The sequence below is a fragment of the Leisingera sp. NJS201 genome (assembly GCF_004535885.1).
Taxonomy (GTDB): domain Bacteria; phylum Pseudomonadota; class Alphaproteobacteria; order Rhodobacterales; family Rhodobacteraceae; genus Leisingera.
In genome coordinates this window covers 3,346,260-3,364,660 of record NZ_CP038234.1, presented here as the reverse complement: position 1 = coordinate 3,364,660, position 18,401 = coordinate 3,346,260, and the positions used below count along the sequence as shown (strand labels likewise).

Genomic DNA, 18,401 nt, shown 5'->3' with positions numbered 1-18,401 from the left:
TCAGCCCGCTTTCGCCTGACGTTCGGCGCGCAGGTTGCGGGCCAGCAGGTCCATTGCCGCCATCCGCACTGCGACCCCCATCTCGACCTGCTCCTGAATGACTGAACGGTTGATGTCGTCGGCGAGCGTTCCGTCGATTTCAACTCCGCGGTTCATCGGGCCGGGATGCATGATGATGGCGTCGGGTTTGGCCTGCGACAGCTTGTCGGCGTCGAGCCCGTAACGATGGTAGTATTCACGTTCGGACGGGATGAAGCCGCCGTCCATGCGCTCTTTCTGCAGCCGCAGCATCATCACCACATCAACGTCCTTAAGGCCTTCGCGCATGTCGTCATAGATCTCGGCGCCGAATTCGGCGAACTGGCCGGGAACCAGCGTCGGCGGGCCAATGAGGCGGATGCGGTTTTCCATTTTGCCCAGCAAGATCAGGTTGGAGCGGGCCACGCGGGAATGGGCAATGTCGCCGCAGATCGCGATGTTCAGCCGGTGCAGCCGGCCTTTGGAGCGGCGGATAGTGAGCGCGTCCAGCAGCGCCTGGGTTGGATGCTCATGCTTGCCGTCGCCGGCATTCAGCACCGCGCAGTTCACCTTCTGCGCCAAGAGATCCACCGCGCCGGAATGCGGATGCCGCACCACCAGAAGGTCCGGGTGCATCGCATTCAGCGTCATCGCGGTGTCGATCAGGGTCTCGCCCTTTTTGATCGAGGAGGCCTGCATCGCCATATTCATAACATCAGCGCCCAGCCGCTTGCCTGCCAGCTCGAAACTCGCTTGGGTACGGGTGGAATTCTCGAAGAACATGTTGATCTGAGTAAGCCCCGCCAGCACGTCGGAATGCTTCTCGGGCCGGCGGTTCAGGGCAACATATTCATCGGCAAGATCAAGAATCGCGGTGATCTCATGCGGTGTCAGCGGTTCGATGCCAAGCAGGTGGCGGTGTTCGAAGGACATATGGGGCAGCTCCGCTTGATTTGCGGGTTCTTATAGGCGGGGTGCACGCGTGCGGCAAGGCGTTGCGGCGGCAGGCAGGCGTTGCGCAGGCGAGGGGCCGGCCCCTCGCGCTCCCCGGAGTATTTCTGAAAAGATGAAAGACTTGAATTTGCAAGATGGCCGCGGAGAGGTGTTCCGCTTGGGCTGCGGGCGGAGTAGCTTGAGCGAATGGAATCGGCATTGGATTACTGGAGCGCCCGGGCGCTGTTGGAGTGGCAGGCGGAGCTTGGCGCAACCGAGGCGCTTTGCGATGCGCCAGTGGACCGCTATGCGCTGGAGCAGGCTGCGCCGAAGCCGAAACCGGGCGCCGCCCCTGCGCCGCCGCCCAAGCCTAAGGAAGCGGACCCTGTTGATGTGGCACAGAAGGCCGCCAAGGGGGCGGCTTCGTTGCCGGCCTTGCGCGATGCCCTTGAGGGTTTCAGCCATTGCGACCTGAAACGCGGCGCGCGTAATCTGGTGTTCTCGGACGGGCAGGCCGACGCACGGGTGATGATCATCGGCGAGGCGCCGGGCCGGGATGAGGATCTGCAGGGCAAACCGTTTACGGGCCGCGCCGGTCAGCTTCTGGACAAGATGCTGGAGGCCATCGGTCTTTCACGTGCCGAGAGCGTCTATATCACCAATGTGCTGCCCTGGCGGCCGCCGCAGAACCGCGATCCGCTGCCGGCCGAGATCGCCATGCTGGCGCCTTTTCTGGAGCGGCATGTGGCGCTGGCAGAGCCGGATATTCTGGTCTTGATGGGCAATCTCAGCTGCCAGGCAGTGCTGGGCAAACGCGGCATTACCCGGCTGCGCGGGCAATGGGATCAGGCCTGGGGCAAGCCGGTGCTGCCGATGTTCCACCCCGCCTATCTGTTGCGCCAGCCGCAGCAGAAGCGGCAGGCCTGGGGTGATCTTCTTGAGCTGAAGGCACGGCTGGGCGCCCTGTCCTGACGGAGGAGGAGCCGCATGAAGATTCTCGCGTTTTCAGATCTGCATCTTTCAAGCAGCCACGCGGTGGAAATCGTGGCGGCCAGCGCGGGTGCTGATCTGGTGATTGGTGCAGGTGATTTTTGTAATATGCGCCAGGGACTGGACCGGGCCGTGGCGATGCTGGCCGGGTTGAAGGCGCCGATGGTGGCGGTGCCCGGCAATGGTGAAAGCGCTGGTGAGTTGCGTGCAGCAGAGTTTCCCGGAACAACCGTGCTGCATGGCGAGGGCGTTGATTTTGAGGGGCTGCGTCTGTTCGGCCTGGGCTATGGCGTGCCTGAAACACCTTTTGGCAGCTGGTCTTGCGACCTAAGCGAAGTTCAGGCGGCAGCGATGCTGGCGGCCTGTGATCATGCGGATATTCTGATCTCCCATTCACCGCCCAAGGGGCTGGGGGACGTGACCTCGGGCGGGCTGTCCGTCGGCTCCATGGCGGTCCGGGCAGCGGCGGAGCGGATCCAGCCGCAATTGCTGCTCTGCGGCCATGTGCATGATTGCTGGGGCTTTCGCGGCAGCATAGGCAGGACGCAGGTGGCCAATCTGGGCCCTTTGGTGAGCTGGTTTGAGGTGCAGCCTTGATTGATGCGGTAACTTTGCTCGCCTTCATCCCGGCAGCGCTGGCGCTGAACCTGACACCGGGCGCGGACATGATGTTCTGTCTTGGCCAGGGGTTGCGCTCGGGGCGCCGGGCGGCGGTGGCGGCAAGTGCCGGGATTTCCGCGGGCAGCATGGTGCATGTGTCCTTGGCGGGGCTAGGGCTGGGGGCGGTGGTATCCGCGATGCCTGCGCTGTTTGATCTGATCCGCTGGGCGGGTGTGGCCTATCTGCTGTATCTGGCCTGGGGCGCCTTGCACGGGGGGCTGGCGGCGGAGGGGCTGCCGCAGCGGCGCGGGGCCGGCGCTTTTCGCAGCGCGCTGCTGGTCAATCTGGCCAATCCCAAGGTGATCCTGTTTGTGCTGGCCTTTGTGCCGCAATTTGTGAAACCCGAGGCCGGCCCGGTGCTGGTGCAGTTCCTGGTCTTCGGGTTGATCCTGGCCGTGGGTGGTTTCTTTATCAACGGGCTGATTGGTGTTTTTGCCGGTCAGGCCGGGCAGCGGTTGACCGGATCGCCGGTGTTCGCGCGCTGGCTGGGCCGGGTTTCGGCCGGAATTTTTGCAGGGCTGGCCGTACGGCTGGCGATTATGGAGAGGGCGTGAAATGTCCCGGATTGACGAAAGCATGGAATTCATCCCGGTCCGTATTGCGGTGCTGACGGTGTCGGACAGCCGCAAAATGGAAGATGACCGCTCCGGCCAGGTGCTGGTGGACCGGTTGCGGGACGCGGGCCACACCCTTGCCGGGCGCAAGATCATTCCCGACGAGCGCGCCGAAATCGCCGCGCAGCTGCGCGCCTGGATCGCCGACCGGGAGGTGGATGTGGTGATTTCAACCGGCGGCACCGGGCTGACCGGGCGGGATGTAACGGTGGAAGCGCACCGGGATGTCTATGAAAAGGAGATCGAGGCCTTTGGCACCGTCTTCACCCATGTCTCGATGCAGAAGATCGGCACCAGCGCGGTGCAATCGCGCGCCACCGGCGGCGTTGCGGGCGGCACCTATCTGTTTGCACTGCCCGGCAGCCCCGGCGCCTGCAAGGACGGCTGGGATGAAATCCTGTCAAAACAGCTTGATTACCGCCACCGGCCCTGCAATTTCGTGGAAATCATGCCCAGATTGGAGGAACATCTGCGCCGGAAGTAACCCCGCGCGGCGTGTAACCTCGTAAACCTGTGCGGAAAATCGTATATTTCCAAGCGGGCACAAGGCATTTGCGCTTTGGCTGGCCGCATCGGCGGTCCCGGCAGCATCCGCCACCGGAAGGGAGAGACATGCGCTTTTTGCGTCAGAGTGTGACTGGGGTGTTCCTGGCGGCCTTAACGGCAGCGCTGCTGCTTTATGCCGGGCAGCTGGTTTTCAGTGCGATTGACGCACAGCTGAATGCGGAGAAAAAAACACCGCCAGTGCGTGAGCGGGTGTTTGCGGTCAATGTAGTGACGGCGGATCTGCAGACCGTGGCGCCGGAGCTGACGGCCTTTGGCCGGGTGGAAAGCCGCCGAGCACTGGAGCTGCGCACAGCGGTGGCGGGCCGGGTCGTGCACCTCTCTGAAGATTTCGAAGACGGCGGCGCGGTCCGCGCAGGTGAAGTGCTGGTGCAAATCGATCCGGCGGATGCGCAGGCGGCGCTGGACCGGGCCGAGGCCGACATGATGGATGCCCGCGCCGAGGAACGCGATGCCGGCCGGGCGCTGATCCTGGCACAGGACGAATTGCAGGCCACCCAGGACCAGGCGCAGCTGCGCGAACGGGCCTTTCAGCGGCAAGTGGATCTGCGGCAGCGCGGAGTTGGCACCGCCGCAACGGTGGAAACGGCGGAGCTTGCGGCTGTGCAGGCACGCCAGGCGGTAATCTCGCGCCGCCAGGCCGTCAGCCAGGCAGAGGCGCGTGTGGATCAGGCTGCCACCCGCGTGGCCCGGGCGCAGATCGCGTTGGACGAAGCGCAGCGCGAGCTGGACGATACAACGATCATGGCGGGTTTTGACGGGACTTTGCAGGCGGTTAACCTGGTGCAGGGGCGGCTGGTTTCGGCCAATGAAAAACTGGCGGATTTGGTTGATCCGGATCTGCTGGAGGCAGCGTTCCGGGTTTCCACTGCGCAATACGCCCGGCTGCTTGATGCCGGGGGCGATCTGCTGCGCGCGCCGGTGCGGGTGTCGCTGGATGCCGCCGGCGCAGGGTTAAGTGCAGCCGGGCAGATTTCCCGCGCCAGCGGGGCTGCCGGTGACGGGCAGACCGGGCGCTTGGTTTATGCCCGGCTGCAGGCTGCGCCGGGGTTTGAACCTGGCGATTTTGTCACCGTAAAAGTGACCGAGCCTGAGGTCGCGGCGGTGGCCCGTGTTCCGGCCTCGGCGCTGGGCGCGGATGGCTCGGTCCTTGTGCTGGGGGCTGAGGACCGGCTGGAGTCATTGGCCGTCGAACTGGTGCGCCGTCAGGGCGATGACGTGCTGATCCGCGGTTCAGGACTGGAAGGCCGCGAGATCGTGACCGGGCGCACGCCGCTTTTGGGGGCTGGCATTAAAGTGCGCCCGCTGCGCCAGGGGGCCGGGGTGCAGGCGCTTCCGCAATTAATCGAGCTGACCGACGAACGCCGGGCCAGGCTTGTGGCGTTTGTCGAGGGCAGCAGCGTGATGCCTTCCGCAATGAAAGAACAGATGCTGCAGCAACTGGCCGAGGCCAGGGTGCCCGTCAGGCTGGTGACCCGGATTGAATCCCGGATGGGGGGCTGAGGGTCATGGTCCGCAAGCTCCCCCGGCCGGCCCGTGGGCTGTTCAGTTACTTCACCCGCCACCGCACCGCCGCAAACCTGCTGCTGGTGATCATGCTGGTGCTGGGCGCCGCAGCGATGCCCAACATGCGGACGCAGTTCTTCCCGGATGTGATTGTCGAACGCGTCACCGTCACCGTCGAATGGGAAGGCGCCGGTCCCGAGGACGTGGACAGCGCCATCGTGCAGATTCTGGAACCGGCACTGCTGGCCGTGGACGGGGTGGAGGAGACATCCTCCAGCTCGCGCGAAGGGCGGGCAACGCTGACGCTGGAGTTTGAGCCTGGCACGGACATGGGGCAGGCCACCGACGATGTGCAGGCCGCGGTCGACGGCATTACCACCCTGCCGGAAGAGGCGGAGGAGCCGGAAGTGCGCCGTGGCGCCTGGCGCGACCGGGTGACCGATGTGGTGATATCCGGGCCTGTGGCCGCCGGCCAGCTGGGTCTGTTTGCGGATGAGCTGGTGACCCGCCTGTTTGAGGCCGGCGTCACCCGCACCACCATCCGCGGCGTGGCTGCACCCGAGACCATCGTCGAGGTGCCCACCGCCATGCTGATGACCCATGACATCACCATGCGCGAAGTCGCCGAGGTCATAGCGGCAGAGGTTGATGCAGATCCGGCAGGCGATGTCAGCGGCGCCAACGCGCGGGTGCGCACCGGCAGCGAGAAACGCAAACCCGACGAGCTGGAAGCCATTGTCCTGCGCACCAATGCCGATGGCTCGGTGCTGACCATTGCCGACGTGGCACAGGTGCGGGTCGAGGGTGTGGACCGCAACCGCTCGTATTTTGTGGACGGCAATCCGGCAATGTCGATCCGGGTGGACCGCTCGGACCAGGGCAATGCCATCCGCTTGCAGGGCCAGGTGCAGGAGGTGGTGGCCGAAATGCAGGCCAGCCTGCCGCAGGGCGTGACGGCGCAGCTGATCCGCACCCGCGCGGGCCGCATCACCGACCGTCTGGATATTCTGATCGACAATGGCCTGATGGGGCTTGCCCTGGTGCTGTGCCTGTTGTTCCTGTTCCTCAACACCCGCATTGCCTTCTGGGTGGCCATGGGCATCCCCGCCTCGATGTTTGCCGCCGTGGCGCTGATGTATGCTGCCGGTATCACCATCAATATGGTCAGCCTGTTCGGTCTGATCATCACCCTGGGGATCGTGGTGGACGATGCAATCGTGGTGGGTGAACACGCCGATTTCCGTGTGCGGCGGCTGGGGGAAAACCCGGTGCAGGCCGCCGAAAATGCGGCCCGGCGGATGGCGATGCCGGTTTTTGCGGCAACGCTGACCACTATCATCGCCTTCTTTGGCCTGACCTTGGTAGGCGGGCGCTTTGGCGAGCTGATCCGCGATATTCCTTTCACCGTGATCGCGGTGCTGGCGGCCTCGCTGGTGGAATGTTTTCTGATCCTGCCCAACCATCTGGCCCATGCCCTGACCCATGCCCAGGCGCGGCATTGGTATGACTGGCCTAACCGGATGGTGAATCGCGGCTTCCGCTGGCTGCGCGACAATGCGTTCCGCCCGTTCATGGGGCTTGTGGTTCAGGCCCGCTATGTGGTGCTGGCCGGGGCGCTGGTGGTTCTGGCCAGCCAGGCGGCGCTGTTCATCAACGGAGACGTGAAGTGGCGCTTTTTCAACGCGCCTGAACGCGGCTCCGTGACCGGCAATTTCGCCATGGTTGAGGGCGCCAGCCGCAGTGATACCCTGGCGATGATGCAGGAAGTGCAGCGAACCACCGAGGCACTGGGCGCGGAATATGCCGCCCGCTATGGCCGCAACCCGCTGGATTTTGTCATAGCCGAGGTAGGCGGCAATGCGGGCCGCGGCCTTGGCGGGGTTGAGGCCAAGGATACAGATCTGCTGGGTGGTATCGCGATTGAATTGATCGATGCCGACCTGCGCCCTTACTCCAGCTTTGCCTTTGTCGCCGAGCTGCAGGAACGGGTGGCGCGGCATCCGCTGGTCGAGACGGTCTCTTTCCGCGGCTGGCGGTCTGGTCCGGGCGGCGACGCGCTGGACGTGCAATTTTCCGGCCCCGGCGTGCAAGTGCTGAAGGATGCCGCGGAAGACCTGAAAACCGCGCTGCTGCGGTTTCCTGAGGTTTCAGCCGTCGAGGACAATCTGGCCTACGACAAAGAGGAGGTGATCCTCGACCTCACCCCGCAAGGCCAGGCGTTGAATTTCACCATTGGCAGCCTGGGACAGGCGTTGCGGGCGCGGCTGAATGGTATTGAGGCCGCGACATACCCGGATGGGCCGCGCAGCGCCAAGATCCGGGTGGAGCTGCCTGAAAATGAGCTGACTGCCGATTTTCTGGAGCGCACGCTGATGCGGGCGCCAAGCGGGATCTACGTTCCGCTGGCCGATATTGTCTCGGTCACCCAGCGCACCGGGTTCTCCACCGTGCGGCGGGAAAACGGTATCCGGGTGATCAGTGTCTCGGGCGACATCTCAGAGGACGACCCCGCCCGGGCTGAAGCCGTGATGCAAGCGTTGCAGCAGGAAATCCTGCCGAAGATCGCCAGCGAGCGGCAGGTGGAATGGACCCTGTCGGGCCTCGCCGAGCAGGAGCAAACCTTCCTGCAGGAGGCAGGCACCGGGCTGATCCTGTGCCTCACCGGCATTTACCTGGTGCTGTCCTGGATCTTTGCCAGCTGGACCCGGCCCCTGGTGGTGATGGCGATCATTCCCTTTGGCCTGGTTGGTACGATTTGGGGCCACTACATGTGGGAGGTGCCGCTGAGCATGTTCACCGTGGTGGGGCTGCTGGGAATGACCGGGATCATTATCAATGATTCGATCGTGCTGGTGACGACCATCGACCAATATGCGCAGGACCGCGGTCTGGTGCCGTCGATCATCGACGCGGCGGCTGACCGGCTGCGGCCGGTGATGCTGACCACTATGACAACTGTTCTGGGGCTGGCGCCCCTGCTGTTTGAGCGCTCGCAGCAGGCTCAGTTCCTGAAGCCGACGGTGATCACATTGGTCTATGGCCTTGGCTTTGGCATGTTCCTGGTCCTGCTGGTGGTGCCGGCACTGGTGGCCATGCAGCGGGACCTTTCACGCCCGATGACCTCGCTGCGCCGGGCGTTGCGGCGCGGCGCCGGGGGCTGCGCTGGCTGGTGCTGGGCACCGCGCTGGCACAGCTTGGCTGGCTGGTGCTGACGCTGGGCTGGGCCATGGCCACCGGCGCGCTGCATCCGGCGCTGCGGGCGTTTACTGCGCTGGCAGCAATGGAGCCGGTGCGCGCCGGACTGCTGGCCTGCATTGCGGGGGCGCTGGTTCTGGCGCTGCTGGCCTATCTGGCCGGAGGCATTGCCTACCGGTTCAGCGCCCGCCAGCGGGTCTGAGCCAGCCGGGCCACATCCGCCACCTGTTCCAGCAATTGCAGGCCGCGGCTTTCGATTTCAGAAATCGGGATCCATTCGGCCTGTTCGGCATCATCATCCGGCACCGGCTCGCCGCTGATATAGCCGCACAGGACCACGGTAAGCAGATACTGGCGCTGTGCCGTGCCTGCCGCATCGCGGGAAATCACATCCACATTGGTGAGGTATTCCAGCGGCTTGGCAATAACTCCGGTTTCCTCCTGCAACTCGCGCGCGGCGGCCTGCAGGGCGGTCTCTCCCATCTCGACATGGCCGCCGGGAAACCCCCACCAGCCCGCATTCGGGTCCTTGCCGCGCTGCACCAGGATGACCTGGTCCCGCCCGCCGAAATGGCGGCAGACCACGGCAATGGTGCCCAGGACCGGACGCTGAGGGCTGCTGGCGGTGCTCATCCGGCGCTGCAGCCCTGGATGTCCACCGCGTGGTTCTGCCCCAGCACCGTGATCCGCAACTGCGAGCGGTCAATGGCATAGGCTTTGCCGTCAGCGGGCAGGAATTCAGTCTCAGCCACCAGCAAACCGCCCTCGCGGCGGGTGGTTGTCTCGCCGGCGTAGAGTTTTGGATTGCCGGGCTCGATCACCGCAACCTCTTCGCCGCCGGCGGACGGCATCGAGATGCGGGCGGTGACTTTCATCCCGTATTCAGACGGGCGCAGGCTGCAGGCGGCATGGCGCACACCGGCTTCTTTGGCCGACCAGGGACGGCTGGCCATCGCAGCGGCAATTGCCGGGTTACGGCCTGCGGCACTGTCCAGCTGCTGGTCAAAGCTCAGCTCGGCCGGCACGCAGACATCCTTGCAGACACCCAGCTGCATCCGGCCTTTCAGCCGCACCGGCTTGCCGGGCTTCTCCGGGGTGATTTCCACCGGCAGCACCAGCTGATCGTGATAGCCGATGGTGCGGTAGCCGGAGGTTTCAAAAATCTCGGGTGCGGGCCAGGTGATCGACAGCCCGCCCACATTGCGCGCACCGCGCCACGAAAAACTGGGCGGAATGCCGGCGTCGCCGGGCGCGCGCCAATAGGTCTTCCAACCCGGCTGCAGCTTGATCCGCAGCGCTCCCATATAGGTGCCGCGCGGGTGATGCCGCCGTCCAGCACCTCAATCTGCACAATCCCGTTGTCAGCGGCGCCAGCAAAGGCCGGGGCGCCCGCTGTCACGGCAAGCAAGGCCGCCAGGGCGGCAGCGTGTCTGTTTTGCATCGGTTTCATGCCTTGATAGATGCGCTTGGCGGCAGGGTTTGCCAAGTCACGTTCGGGTCATTGTCTTGGAGTAAGGGCAGGTTTGCGGCAATTTTGCCGGAGGCTTCACCGGACATGGCCTTTGCACCTCTTGCGTGACAGGCAGGGGGACGTCATGGTGGAGGCAGGCAGCAGGAAAGATGGAATTTCATGGATCTGACTGGCAAGCTCTTGATTGCAATGCCCGGAATCGGCGACCCAAGGTTTGAGCATTCGGTGGTTTTCCTGTGCTCCTACGGCGAGGAAGGGGCGATGGGTCTCATCGTCAACAAGCGCGCGGAAGGGGTGGCGCTGGGGATCTTCTGGAGCAGCTGGACCTGGGCGAAGACGGCAGCGCGGCCGCGGCATTGCCGGTGCGGTTCGGCGGCCCGGTGGAGACCCAGCGCGGCTTTGTGCTGCACACACCGGATTACGAATCGGACGTGAGCTCGCTGAAAGTGCCGGGCGGGTTCTCGATGACCGCGACGCTGGATATTCTGGAAGACATCGCATTGGGGCAGGGTCCGGAACAACTGCTGGTGCTGCTGGGCTATGCGGGCTGGGGGCCGGGGCAGCTGGAATCCGAGATTGCCATGAACGGCTGGCTGACGGCCGACGCCAGACCGGATCTTGTTTTCAGCCTGGCGGACGACAGCAAATGGGAAGCATCGCTGAAAACCCTTGGCGTCGATCCGCTGACACTGTCAGCCAGCGCTGGCCACGCCTGAGCGGCAGGTAAGATGCGCTGCGCCGTCTCAACCGGGTGCTCCCGCCCTTTGTTCCATTCATCATAGATGACCGGAAAAAGGTTGGGCGTGGCGCCGCGCAAGCACGGCGCGCCTCCCGCTGAGGCGGGGCCCGTCCCGGATTTCCTGCCGGGGCTGGTTTCCAGGCCGGAAGGGCGGAGGCTTTCATCAATTGGAAACGCTGCAGTGGCGGTGGTTGTGCTTCCTTGGCGGAAGTAAATCAGCGGCTTGGGTGCATGGCTGGGCCGCGCCGCGCTTGCGCGGCGCCATGACCAACAGTTTGGCACCCATCTTTGATGGGTTTCAAACAGGCGGGAGTGTTCTGCCCTGTTGGTCAGGTGCTGGGACGGCTCAATCCCTTGGCGCGGCGGCGCGGCGGAGACGGTCGTTGATGGCTTCACCCAACCCGTGATCCGGAACCGGCGCCACCGCGATGGGTTTGCCAAGGGAGTCCAGCCGGTGCAGATGGCCAAAGAGATTGGCGGCGGCCTCAGCCAGATCCCGGCTTTCAGAAAGGTTCAGGTCGCACACCCCCGGTCCGAAGCCGAGAAAAAGCCCGCCTTCGTCTGGCGCGCTGGCGTTCAGCCGGACAGGCGCGCCGGGGGCGTAATGCGACAGCAACTGGCCGGGGGCGGTCAGCGGGTCGTGCACATCGCGTACCGCCAGTTTGCGGCCTAGCACCGCTTCGATCTCTTCTGCTGCCAGCCCGCCGGGACGCAGCAGCATCGGCGCGGGGCCTGCAAGTCCGGCAATGGTCGATTCCAGCCCGACCTCGCAGGCGCCATCATCAAGGATCGCGGCAATGCGCCCGTCCAGGCCTGCCTGCACATGGGCCGCCGTGGTGGGGCTGATCTTGCCGGACGGGTTGGCGGATGGGGCGGCAACCGGGCCGTCCAATGCCTGCAGCAAGGCCTGGCCAGCAGGGTGGGCCGGAACGCGCACTCCCAATGTTTCCAGCCCGGCAGTGACCAGCGGTGAAATCCCGTGGCCAGCACGCAGCGGCAGCACCAGGGTCAGCGGGCCAGGCCAGAAAGCCTGGGCCAGCTGCTCTGCCGCCTCATTCCACTGAACATAGCGCTGCGCCGCCTCGGCCGAATGCACATGCGCGATCAATGGGTTGAAGGAGGGCCGCCCCTTGGCCTCATAGATTGCGGCCACAGCCTCGCCCTGCCGGGCATCGGCGCCGAGACCATAGACTGTTTCGGTGGGAAAGGAGACAAGTTTACCCTCCCGAAGCAGTTGGGCGGCCCGGGCAATACCGGTTGCCGTGGCGGCAAGGATTTCTGTGCTTTGCAGGGGCATTCCGGGTGACGCGGCGTTTTGGTTGATTGAAATGAGCGTCCGATTAGGTAATCGGTCAAGCCAATGACCATAATAGGCCCGTGCCGGGAAGCCAAGGCTGCCCGTGCCAGGACGCCCCTTAAATGACCGCCAGAGGACGCCCATGACCTTCCGTGCCCCCGTTTCCGAGTATGAGTTTCTGTTGAACCATGTTGTCGGCTATGATGCCATCCCGGCCACAGACCGATTTGCCGAGGCAACGTCAGATATAGTGAGCGCCATCCTTAACGAGGCTGGCAAAATGTGCGGCGAGGTGATGGCCCCTTTGCAGCGCAACGGCGATCTGACCCCGGCCTTTTTGGAAAACGGCGTCCTGCGGACCTCGCCCGGTTTCGGTGACGGGTTCAAAGCCATCGCCGAGGGCGGCTGGATCGGCATGAGCGCGCCGGAGGAACACGGCGGCATGGGGCTGCCGCTGACCGTGGCCACTGCGGTGAACGAGATGATGGCAGGCGCCTGCCTGTCGCTGCAGCTGGCCCCCTTGATGAGCCAGGGCCAGATCGAGGCGCTGGAGCATCATGCCTCGGATGCGATAAAGGAATTGTACCTGCCCAAGCTGATCTCCGGCGAATGGTCCGGCACTATGAACCTGACCGAACCGCAGGCCGGTTCGGACGTGGGCGCGCTCAGCTCCAAGGCGGTGCCGAATGGCGATGGCACCTATGCGGTCAGCGGCCAGAAGATCTTTATCTCTTGGGGCGATAATGATTTCTGCGGCAATATTTGCCATCTGGTGCTGGCGCGGCTGCCGGACGGCGCGCCGGGGACCAAAGGCATTTCGCTGTTCCTGGTGCCGAAATACCTGCCGGATGCCGACGGCAGCCCGGGCACGGCAAATGATCTCAAGGTCGTCAGCCTTGAGCACAAGATGGGCTTGCACGGCTCTCCCACTTGCGTGATGCAATATGACGGCGCCACCGGCTGGCTGGTCGGCGCGGAGCATGGAGGCATGGCGGCGATGTTCACCATGATGAACAATGCCCGTCTTGGCGTGGGCGGGCAGGGCGTTGGCGCCGGTGAGGGCGCCTATCAGCACGCGCTGGCCTATGCGCTGGAGCGCAAGCAGGGCCGCACCGCCAGCGGTTTCATTGCCGACCACGCCGATGTGCGCCGGATGCTGATGGAAATGAAGGCAGACCTGTTTGCCGCCCGTGCGATCCTTTTGGCCTGCGCGCAGTCGATCGACATGCAGACCGCCACGGGTGAAAGCGGCTGGGCGGCGCGCGCGGCGTTCCTGACGCCGATTGCCAAGGCGTTTGGCACCGACACCGGAATCCGGGTGTCTGAGACCGGGGTGCAGGTGCATGGCGGTATGGGCTTTATTGAGGAATCCGGTGCCGCGCAATATTACCGCGACGTGCGGGTGACAGCGATCTACGAGGGCACTAACGGCATCCAGTCGATGGACCTGGTCGCGCGCAAGATGATGGATGGCGGCGACATGGGTTTTGCCCTGATCGACGAGATCGAAGAGCAGGCCGAACGGGCCCGCGCCACCCATCCGAACATGGCGGAATCTGTCTGGCAGGCTTGCGAGTCCTTGCGTGAGGCCACCGAATGGCTGGTCGCCCAGCAGGATATGCAGGACCGCTTTGCCGGCTCGGTTCCCTACCTGCGGGCCTTTGCCCGGGTGCTGGGCGGCCATTACCATCTGGCGGCAGCGATGGCGGACCAGGGCGGCCCGCGCGAAAAACTGGCGCGGTTCTACATCACCCGGATGCTGCCCGAACATGCCAGCCTGCTGGCCCATGCGCAGGCCGGCGCTGCGGGCACCTTTGCCCTCAGCCTTGAAGAACTGGCAGGTTGATCTGTGACTGATATCCCCGACGTCTCGCCGCGCACCCCGTGGGAAGAACCGCCTGCGCAGGGTGAAGCTATAGAGGTGGCCGAGGGCGTCCTTTGGATGCGTCAGCCGCTGCCGATGAAGCTGGATCACGTCAACATCTACGCGCTGGATGACGGCGATGGCTGGACGGTGATCGACACCGGGTTCAACACCCGCAAAAGCCGCGCGATTTGGGAAAGCCTGATGGCCGGCCCGCTGAAGGGCAAGCCGGTTACCCGCGTTGTCGGCACCCATCATCACCCGGATCACATTGGCCTGGCCGGCTGGTTCCAGTCCGAACACGGCGCCGAACTGATCACCACCCGCACGGCTTGGCTGTTTGCCCGGATGCTGACCCTGGACGTGCAGGACACCTGGCCCGAGGAAACGCTGGCCTATTACCGCAGTGCGGGCATGGATCAGGCGTTTTATGACAAACGCGCCAGCGACCGGCCCTTCAATTTTGCCGACACCGTGTACCCGATGCCGCTGGGCTTCACCCGCATCAAACAGGGGGATGCGATCTGCATGGGCGGGCGCGACTGGGACGTGCATATCGGCAACGGCCACGCGCCTGAACACGCCACTTTCTGGAGCCGCGATGACAATCTGGTGATCACCGGCGATCAGATCCTGTCAACCATCAGCCCCAACATCGGCGTCTACGCGACCGAACCGATGGCAGATCCTCTGGGCGAATGGCTGGAAGCCTGCGAGCGCCTGTCGAAACTGGCGCGTCCCGATCATCTGGCCTTGGGCGGGCACAAGCTGCCGTTCACCCGGCTGCCGCTGCGGATGCAGCAACTGATCGGCAATCACCACGGCGCGCTGGAGCGGCTTATGGATCATCTTTCCGTGCCGCAGACTGCCGCCGATTGCTTTGCGCCGCTGTTCAAGCGCACAATCGGCGAAGGCGAGTACGGGCTTGCGCTGGTCGAGGCGGTGGCCCATGTAAATCATCTGTACCACACCGGCCAGGTGGACCGCTGGAAACGCGGTGACGGCGCCTGGCTTTATCAGCGCAAGGGGTGACGCACCCCGCATTCGGGGAGAGACACCATGAGCGACGAGATTTCGACCAGCGCCGAGGCGGCAGAGGCGGCGGTGCTGCCCTGCGTGCACGAAGTCCATGCCGACCCCGAGGCCTGTGCGGGCCTGCGCAAGGTTCCGGAAAAACTGCAAAAGCAGGATGCCGCCAAAAGCCCGGCACGCTGGGCCTATGAGCGGCTGATCCTTTATATCCAGAATTTCGAACAGCAGCTGGACAGCGAGCACGAGGTTGCGATGGGCTTTGCCGGCGGCAATGCCGGGGTGCTGCGGATCGAAGGCATGGGCTATTACGATCCCGATATCATCACCTTTTACGGCAGCGAAGGCCCCGGCGCGCGCACCCAGCTGGTGCAGCATGTCAGCCAGCTGAATGTGATGCTGCGGGCGGTGCCCAAAGCGCGGGAAGAAGCCCCGGCCAACCGAATCGGATTCCGCCTCGCTTCGGATCTGGAGCAGGAATAAGCTCAGGGGAAGGGCCTGGGCGATTCGCCCGGGCGCCGTGCCGGGGCCGGCCGGACGCCATGGATGCGGGTGGTGTTGTGGAATTCGCCTCGTTTTTCTGACAGATGCGCCCGAATGACGTGGTGACAGAGGGCAGCAAATCCAGTAATCACAGGGAAAATGCACGTGAATTCGAGGGAAAACTCACATGGCTGAACATCAGCACGGCACCATGGACACCGCGGTTCAGGAAAAAGTCTATAACGGCTTTCTGACCTTTATCACCCGCTCCTGCATTGCCCTGGTCTTCTTTGCTCTGTTCCTGGCGGTTTTCGCCACCTGATTTCCGGTTCAAGGAGCGCGCGCCTTGCGTAATCTGCTGTGTCTTGGCGCGGTCCTGCTGGCGCTTGCGGGCTGCGCGGCGCCTCAGCAACCCAATGCGGATGCTGAAACGCTGGCGCGGGTGGCCTACCGCCAGCCCGGCCCGGCGACCCTGACCCTTTACACGATGATCAACAACCGCACCGGGCGGGGCGGCCATGCGTCGCTGATGATCAACGCCTCCGAGCGGGTGATTTTCGACCCCGCAGGTTCGTTCTATGCCTCAGTGGTGCCAGAGCGGAATGACGTTCTGTATGGCATTACTCCCGCCGTGGAGCAGGCCTATCGCGGCGCCCATGCCCGCAGCACCTTCCATGTGGTGGTGCAGCGGGTCGAGGTAACGCCCGAGCAGGCCCAGAAAGCCTATCAGCTGGCGGTGGCCAATGGCCGTGTGCCGGGCGCCTATTGCGCCCAGGCCACCATCGGCATCCTGCAGCAGATCCCCGGGTTCGAAAGCCTGAACCGCACCTTCTACCCGGAAAAACTGTCGGCCCAGTTCGGCCAGCTGCCCGGCGTGGTGACGGACCGCTACTATGAGACCGACAGCGCCGATCTGCAGGCAGGCCTTGCCAAAGGCGACGCCGCGCTGAGCACTGCTGAATAGCACTTCCGCCCGGATAAAGCCGCAGGCGCCGGGCGGGCGCTAAGCGGCGAGGTACAACAGCAGCAGGCACAGCCCCCCGGTGCCCAGGCCCCAAAGCACGTTCCTTGTCAGGTAGCCGACGGCAAAAGTCGCGGCAGCGGCAGCAAAATGCATCACGCTGGGATCGCCGCCCGTGGGCGCCGGCCAGACCACCAACGGCGCCACCAGTGCCGGGATGATCGCCACGGCGGTATAGCGCAGATGCCGCATCAGCCATTCCGGAATGGGCTTGCCGCCCATGAACCCGATAAAGGCAAACCGCAGGGCATAGCTGCCAGCCGCCAGCCCGATGATCACCGTCCACAGGATTGGTGCAGGAATACTGATCATTTTGCGCCCTCCGCCTTGGCCTTTTGCCGCTCCAGCCAAAGCTCCGCCTGGGCACCTGCGATCATGCCCGCAATCCCGGCCACGATCAGGCCGAGGTTATAGGGCAGGGCCGCAGCCGGCAGCGAGGTGGCCACCGCCACGAAACAGGCGGCCACATGGGCAGGCGTGCGCAGCATCGGGCCGATCATCGCCAGAAACGCCAGCGGCAGCACAAAATCCACCCCCCAGCTTTCGGGATGCGGGTGCCGACCAGCGCCCCGACCGCGGTGGCAACCACCCAAACCGGGGCAATGATACCATTGGTGCCAAAGAAGTATGCCATGCGCTGCGGCAGCGGCATTTCCGTCTCGCTCTCGAACTTGACGATGGACAGCGCATAAGACTGATCCACCATGAAATAGGCCGCCAGTGCGCGCTGCCACATCGGCGCACCGCCAAGGTAGGGCGTCAGCGAGGCCGAATACATCGCCATCCGAAGGATCACCGCCAGCGCCGAAATCAGGATGATAATCAGCGGCGCGTTCTCCTGCATCAGCTGCAGCGCAGTGAACTGGGCCGCCCCGGCAAAGACCGCCAATGAAAATGCAAACGCCTCGGGCACGATCAGCCCGGCCTCTGCGGCTAGCACTCCGAACAGAAAGCCAAAGGGCGATGCCATGAAGATGAATGGCGCGCTGTCGCGAAACCCCTTCCAGAAGGCCGATTTGGTGGTGGTGATTGCCATCAGCGCGTCCTAGATTGCGTGCATCCGGCCTACGGGGATGGCAGAAGGAATGCAATTGGTGAGTATGGATATCACGTCAGAATATCTGATCGCGCCCGGCGTCGCCGACCCGCGGCTGACCCGCGCTGTCACCGGGGTGGACCAGAACGGCGAAGCCAGCGACATCTCGGTGGTTGAGGAGCGCCCGCTGACCATCTTCCTGAATTCCCAGGAAATCGTCACCGCAATGACCATCGGCGACTACCCGGAATACCTGGCGCTTGGCTTTCTGCGCAATCAGCGCATGCTGCTGGATGGGGATGAAGTCACCCGCGTCGATTATGACGAGGATCTGGAAGCCGTGGTGGTCCGTACTGCGGTGGAAACCAGTCACGAGGAAAAGCTGAAGAAAAAGACCCGCACCTCCGGCTGCGCAGTCGGCACCGTCTTTGGCGACATGATGGAGGGGCTGGAGGACGTGCAACTGCCGCAGGCCGAGGTCCGCACTTCCTGGCTTTACACGCTGGCCCACAAGATCAACCGCACGCCCTCGCTTTATCTTGAGGCCGGCGCTATCCATGGCACTGTTCTGTGCCAGCAGGACCGCCCGCTGGTCTATATGGAGGACGTCGGCCGCCACAACGCAGTGGACAAGATCGCCGGCTGGATGCTGTCCGAACAGGCCGCGGCGGCGGACAAGATCCTCTACACCACCGGGCGGCTGACCTCGGAGATGGTAATCAAGACCGCGATGATGGGTATCCCGGTGCTGGCCTCACGTTCCGGCTTCACCGCCTGGGGTGTGGAGATTGCGCGCGAGGTCGGCCTGACGCTCATTGGCCGGATGCGCGGCCAGCGGTTCATCTGTCTAGCGGGCGAGGAGCGGCTGCTGCGCGACATGGATCCAAAAGACGCGCCGGTTGAGGAGGAAAAGCATCGCAGGAAGAGCGCGGAATGAGAAACTGGCTTGTTAACACTAAAGGCAGCGCCCGGCCCGGCGGG

14 protein-coding genes and 5 pseudogenes are annotated in these 18,401 nt (G+C 64.2%); 13 read left to right on the top strand and 6 right to left on the bottom strand.

What is annotated here, in order from left to right:
* A complete protein-coding gene (locus ETW23_RS16400) occupies window positions 1-951 on the bottom strand; it encodes an aspartate carbamoyltransferase catalytic subunit (RefSeq protein WP_129369820.1) in 951 nt (316 codons plus the stop codon).
* A 207-nt stretch (window positions 952-1,158) separates the two neighbouring features.
* Between ETW23_RS16400 and ETW23_RS16395 the strand changes: the two genes are divergently transcribed.
* The 6 genes and pseudogenes from ETW23_RS16395 (at window position 1,159) to ETW23_RS16370 (ending at window position 8,682) form a co-directional block, all read left to right on the top strand.
* Complete coding sequence (locus tag ETW23_RS16395) at window positions 1,159-1,923, top strand: uracil-DNA glycosylase family protein (protein ID WP_134830646.1); 765 nt, start codon at window positions 1,159-1,161, stop codon at window positions 1,921-1,923.
* A 15-nt stretch (window positions 1,924-1,938) separates the two neighbouring features.
* The gene (locus ETW23_RS16390) at window positions 1,939-2,538 is read left to right on the top strand and encodes a metallophosphoesterase family protein (protein ID WP_134830645.1); all 600 of its coding nucleotides are present in this window, start codon (window positions 1,939-1,941) and stop codon (window positions 2,536-2,538) included.
* On the top strand, window positions 2,535-3,155 hold the full coding sequence (locus ETW23_RS16385; RefSeq protein WP_134830644.1) for a LysE family translocator: 621 nt from the start codon (window positions 2,535-2,537) through the stop codon (window positions 3,153-3,155). The genes ETW23_RS16390 and ETW23_RS16385 overlap by 4 nt, the downstream gene beginning before the upstream one ends.
* Window position 3,156: 1 nt before the next feature.
* Complete coding sequence (gene moaB / locus ETW23_RS16380) at window positions 3,157-3,699, top strand: molybdenum cofactor biosynthesis protein B (protein WP_129369824.1); 543 nt, start codon at window positions 3,157-3,159, stop codon at window positions 3,697-3,699.
* Window positions 3,700-3,827: 128 nt separating this feature from the next.
* Entirely contained in the window at window positions 3,828-5,282 is a 1,455-nt protein-coding gene (locus tag ETW23_RS16375) for an efflux RND transporter periplasmic adaptor subunit (protein WP_134830643.1), read from the top strand.
* A 5-nt stretch (window positions 5,283-5,287) separates the two neighbouring features.
* A pseudogene (locus ETW23_RS16370) lies at window positions 5,288-8,682 on the top strand (efflux RND transporter permease subunit).
* On the opposite strand, the gene ETW23_RS16365 reads toward ETW23_RS16370, so the two are convergent.
* Together ETW23_RS16365 and ETW23_RS16360 are read right to left on the bottom strand one after the other, a co-directional pair.
* Entirely contained in the window at window positions 8,652-9,113 is a 462-nt protein-coding gene (locus ETW23_RS16365) for an NUDIX hydrolase (protein WP_134830642.1), read from the bottom strand. The pseudogene ETW23_RS16370 and the gene ETW23_RS16365 sit on opposite strands and share 31 nt — an antisense overlap.
* Window positions 9,110-9,921, bottom strand: a pseudogene (locus tag ETW23_RS16360) (protein-disulfide reductase DsbD domain-containing protein). Before ETW23_RS16360 ends, ETW23_RS16365 begins: the two are co-directional and overlap by 4 nt.
* Before the next feature lie 189 nt (window positions 9,922-10,110).
* On the opposite strand from ETW23_RS16360, the pseudogene ETW23_RS16355 reads away from it, so the two are divergent.
* Window positions 10,111-10,667, top strand: a pseudogene (locus ETW23_RS16355) (YqgE/AlgH family protein).
* 369 nt (window positions 10,668-11,036) lie between these two features.
* On the opposite strand, the gene ETW23_RS16350 reads toward ETW23_RS16355, so the two are convergent.
* Entirely contained in the window at window positions 11,037-11,987 is a 951-nt protein-coding gene (locus ETW23_RS16350; RefSeq protein ID WP_134830641.1) for an L-threonylcarbamoyladenylate synthase, read from the bottom strand.
* 142 nt (window positions 11,988-12,129) lie between these two features.
* Between ETW23_RS16350 and ETW23_RS16345 the strand changes: the two genes are divergently transcribed.
* The 5 genes and pseudogenes from ETW23_RS16345 (at window position 12,130) to ETW23_RS16325 (ending at window position 16,327) form a co-directional block, all read left to right on the top strand.
* Complete coding sequence (locus ETW23_RS16345; protein ID WP_134830640.1) at window positions 12,130-13,833, top strand: acyl-CoA dehydrogenase; 1,704 nt, start codon at window positions 12,130-12,132, stop codon at window positions 13,831-13,833.
* Window positions 13,834-13,836: 3 nt separating this feature from the next.
* A complete protein-coding gene (locus ETW23_RS16340; RefSeq protein ID WP_134830639.1) occupies window positions 13,837-14,883 on the top strand; it encodes an MBL fold metallo-hydrolase in 1,047 nt (348 codons plus the stop codon).
* Window positions 14,884-14,910: 27 nt separating this feature from the next.
* Window positions 14,911-15,363, top strand: a complete 453-nt coding sequence (locus tag ETW23_RS16335; protein ID WP_134830638.1) for a DUF6173 family protein — start codon at window positions 14,911-14,913, stop codon at window positions 15,361-15,363.
* 187 nt (window positions 15,364-15,550) lie between these two features.
* Window positions 15,551-15,685, top strand: coding sequence for an aa3-type cytochrome c oxidase subunit IV (locus ETW23_RS16330; protein WP_129369833.1), 135 nt, complete (start codon window positions 15,551-15,553; stop codon window positions 15,683-15,685).
* Window positions 15,685-16,327 (top strand): annotated as a pseudogene (locus ETW23_RS16325) (hypothetical protein). Before ETW23_RS16330 ends, ETW23_RS16325 begins: the two are co-directional and overlap by 1 nt.
* A 39-nt stretch (window positions 16,328-16,366) precedes the next feature.
* On the opposite strand, the gene ETW23_RS16320 reads toward ETW23_RS16325, so the two are convergent.
* Both ETW23_RS16320 and ETW23_RS16315 read right to left on the bottom strand, forming a co-directional pair.
* On the bottom strand, window positions 16,367-16,696 hold the full coding sequence (locus ETW23_RS16320; protein ID WP_134830636.1) for an AzlD domain-containing protein: 330 nt from the start codon (window positions 16,694-16,696) through the stop codon (window positions 16,367-16,369).
* Window positions 16,693-17,420 (bottom strand): annotated as a pseudogene (locus ETW23_RS16315) (AzlC family ABC transporter permease). The gene ETW23_RS16320 and the pseudogene ETW23_RS16315 overlap by 4 nt, the downstream one beginning before the upstream one ends.
* Window positions 17,421-17,484: 64 nt before the next feature.
* Here ETW23_RS16315 and ETW23_RS16310 point away from each other — a divergent pair.
* Entirely contained in the window at window positions 17,485-18,357 is an 873-nt protein-coding gene (locus tag ETW23_RS16310) for a formate dehydrogenase accessory sulfurtransferase FdhD (protein WP_247676704.1), read from the top strand.
* The last annotated feature ends 44 nt before the right edge of the window (window positions 18,358-18,401 follow it).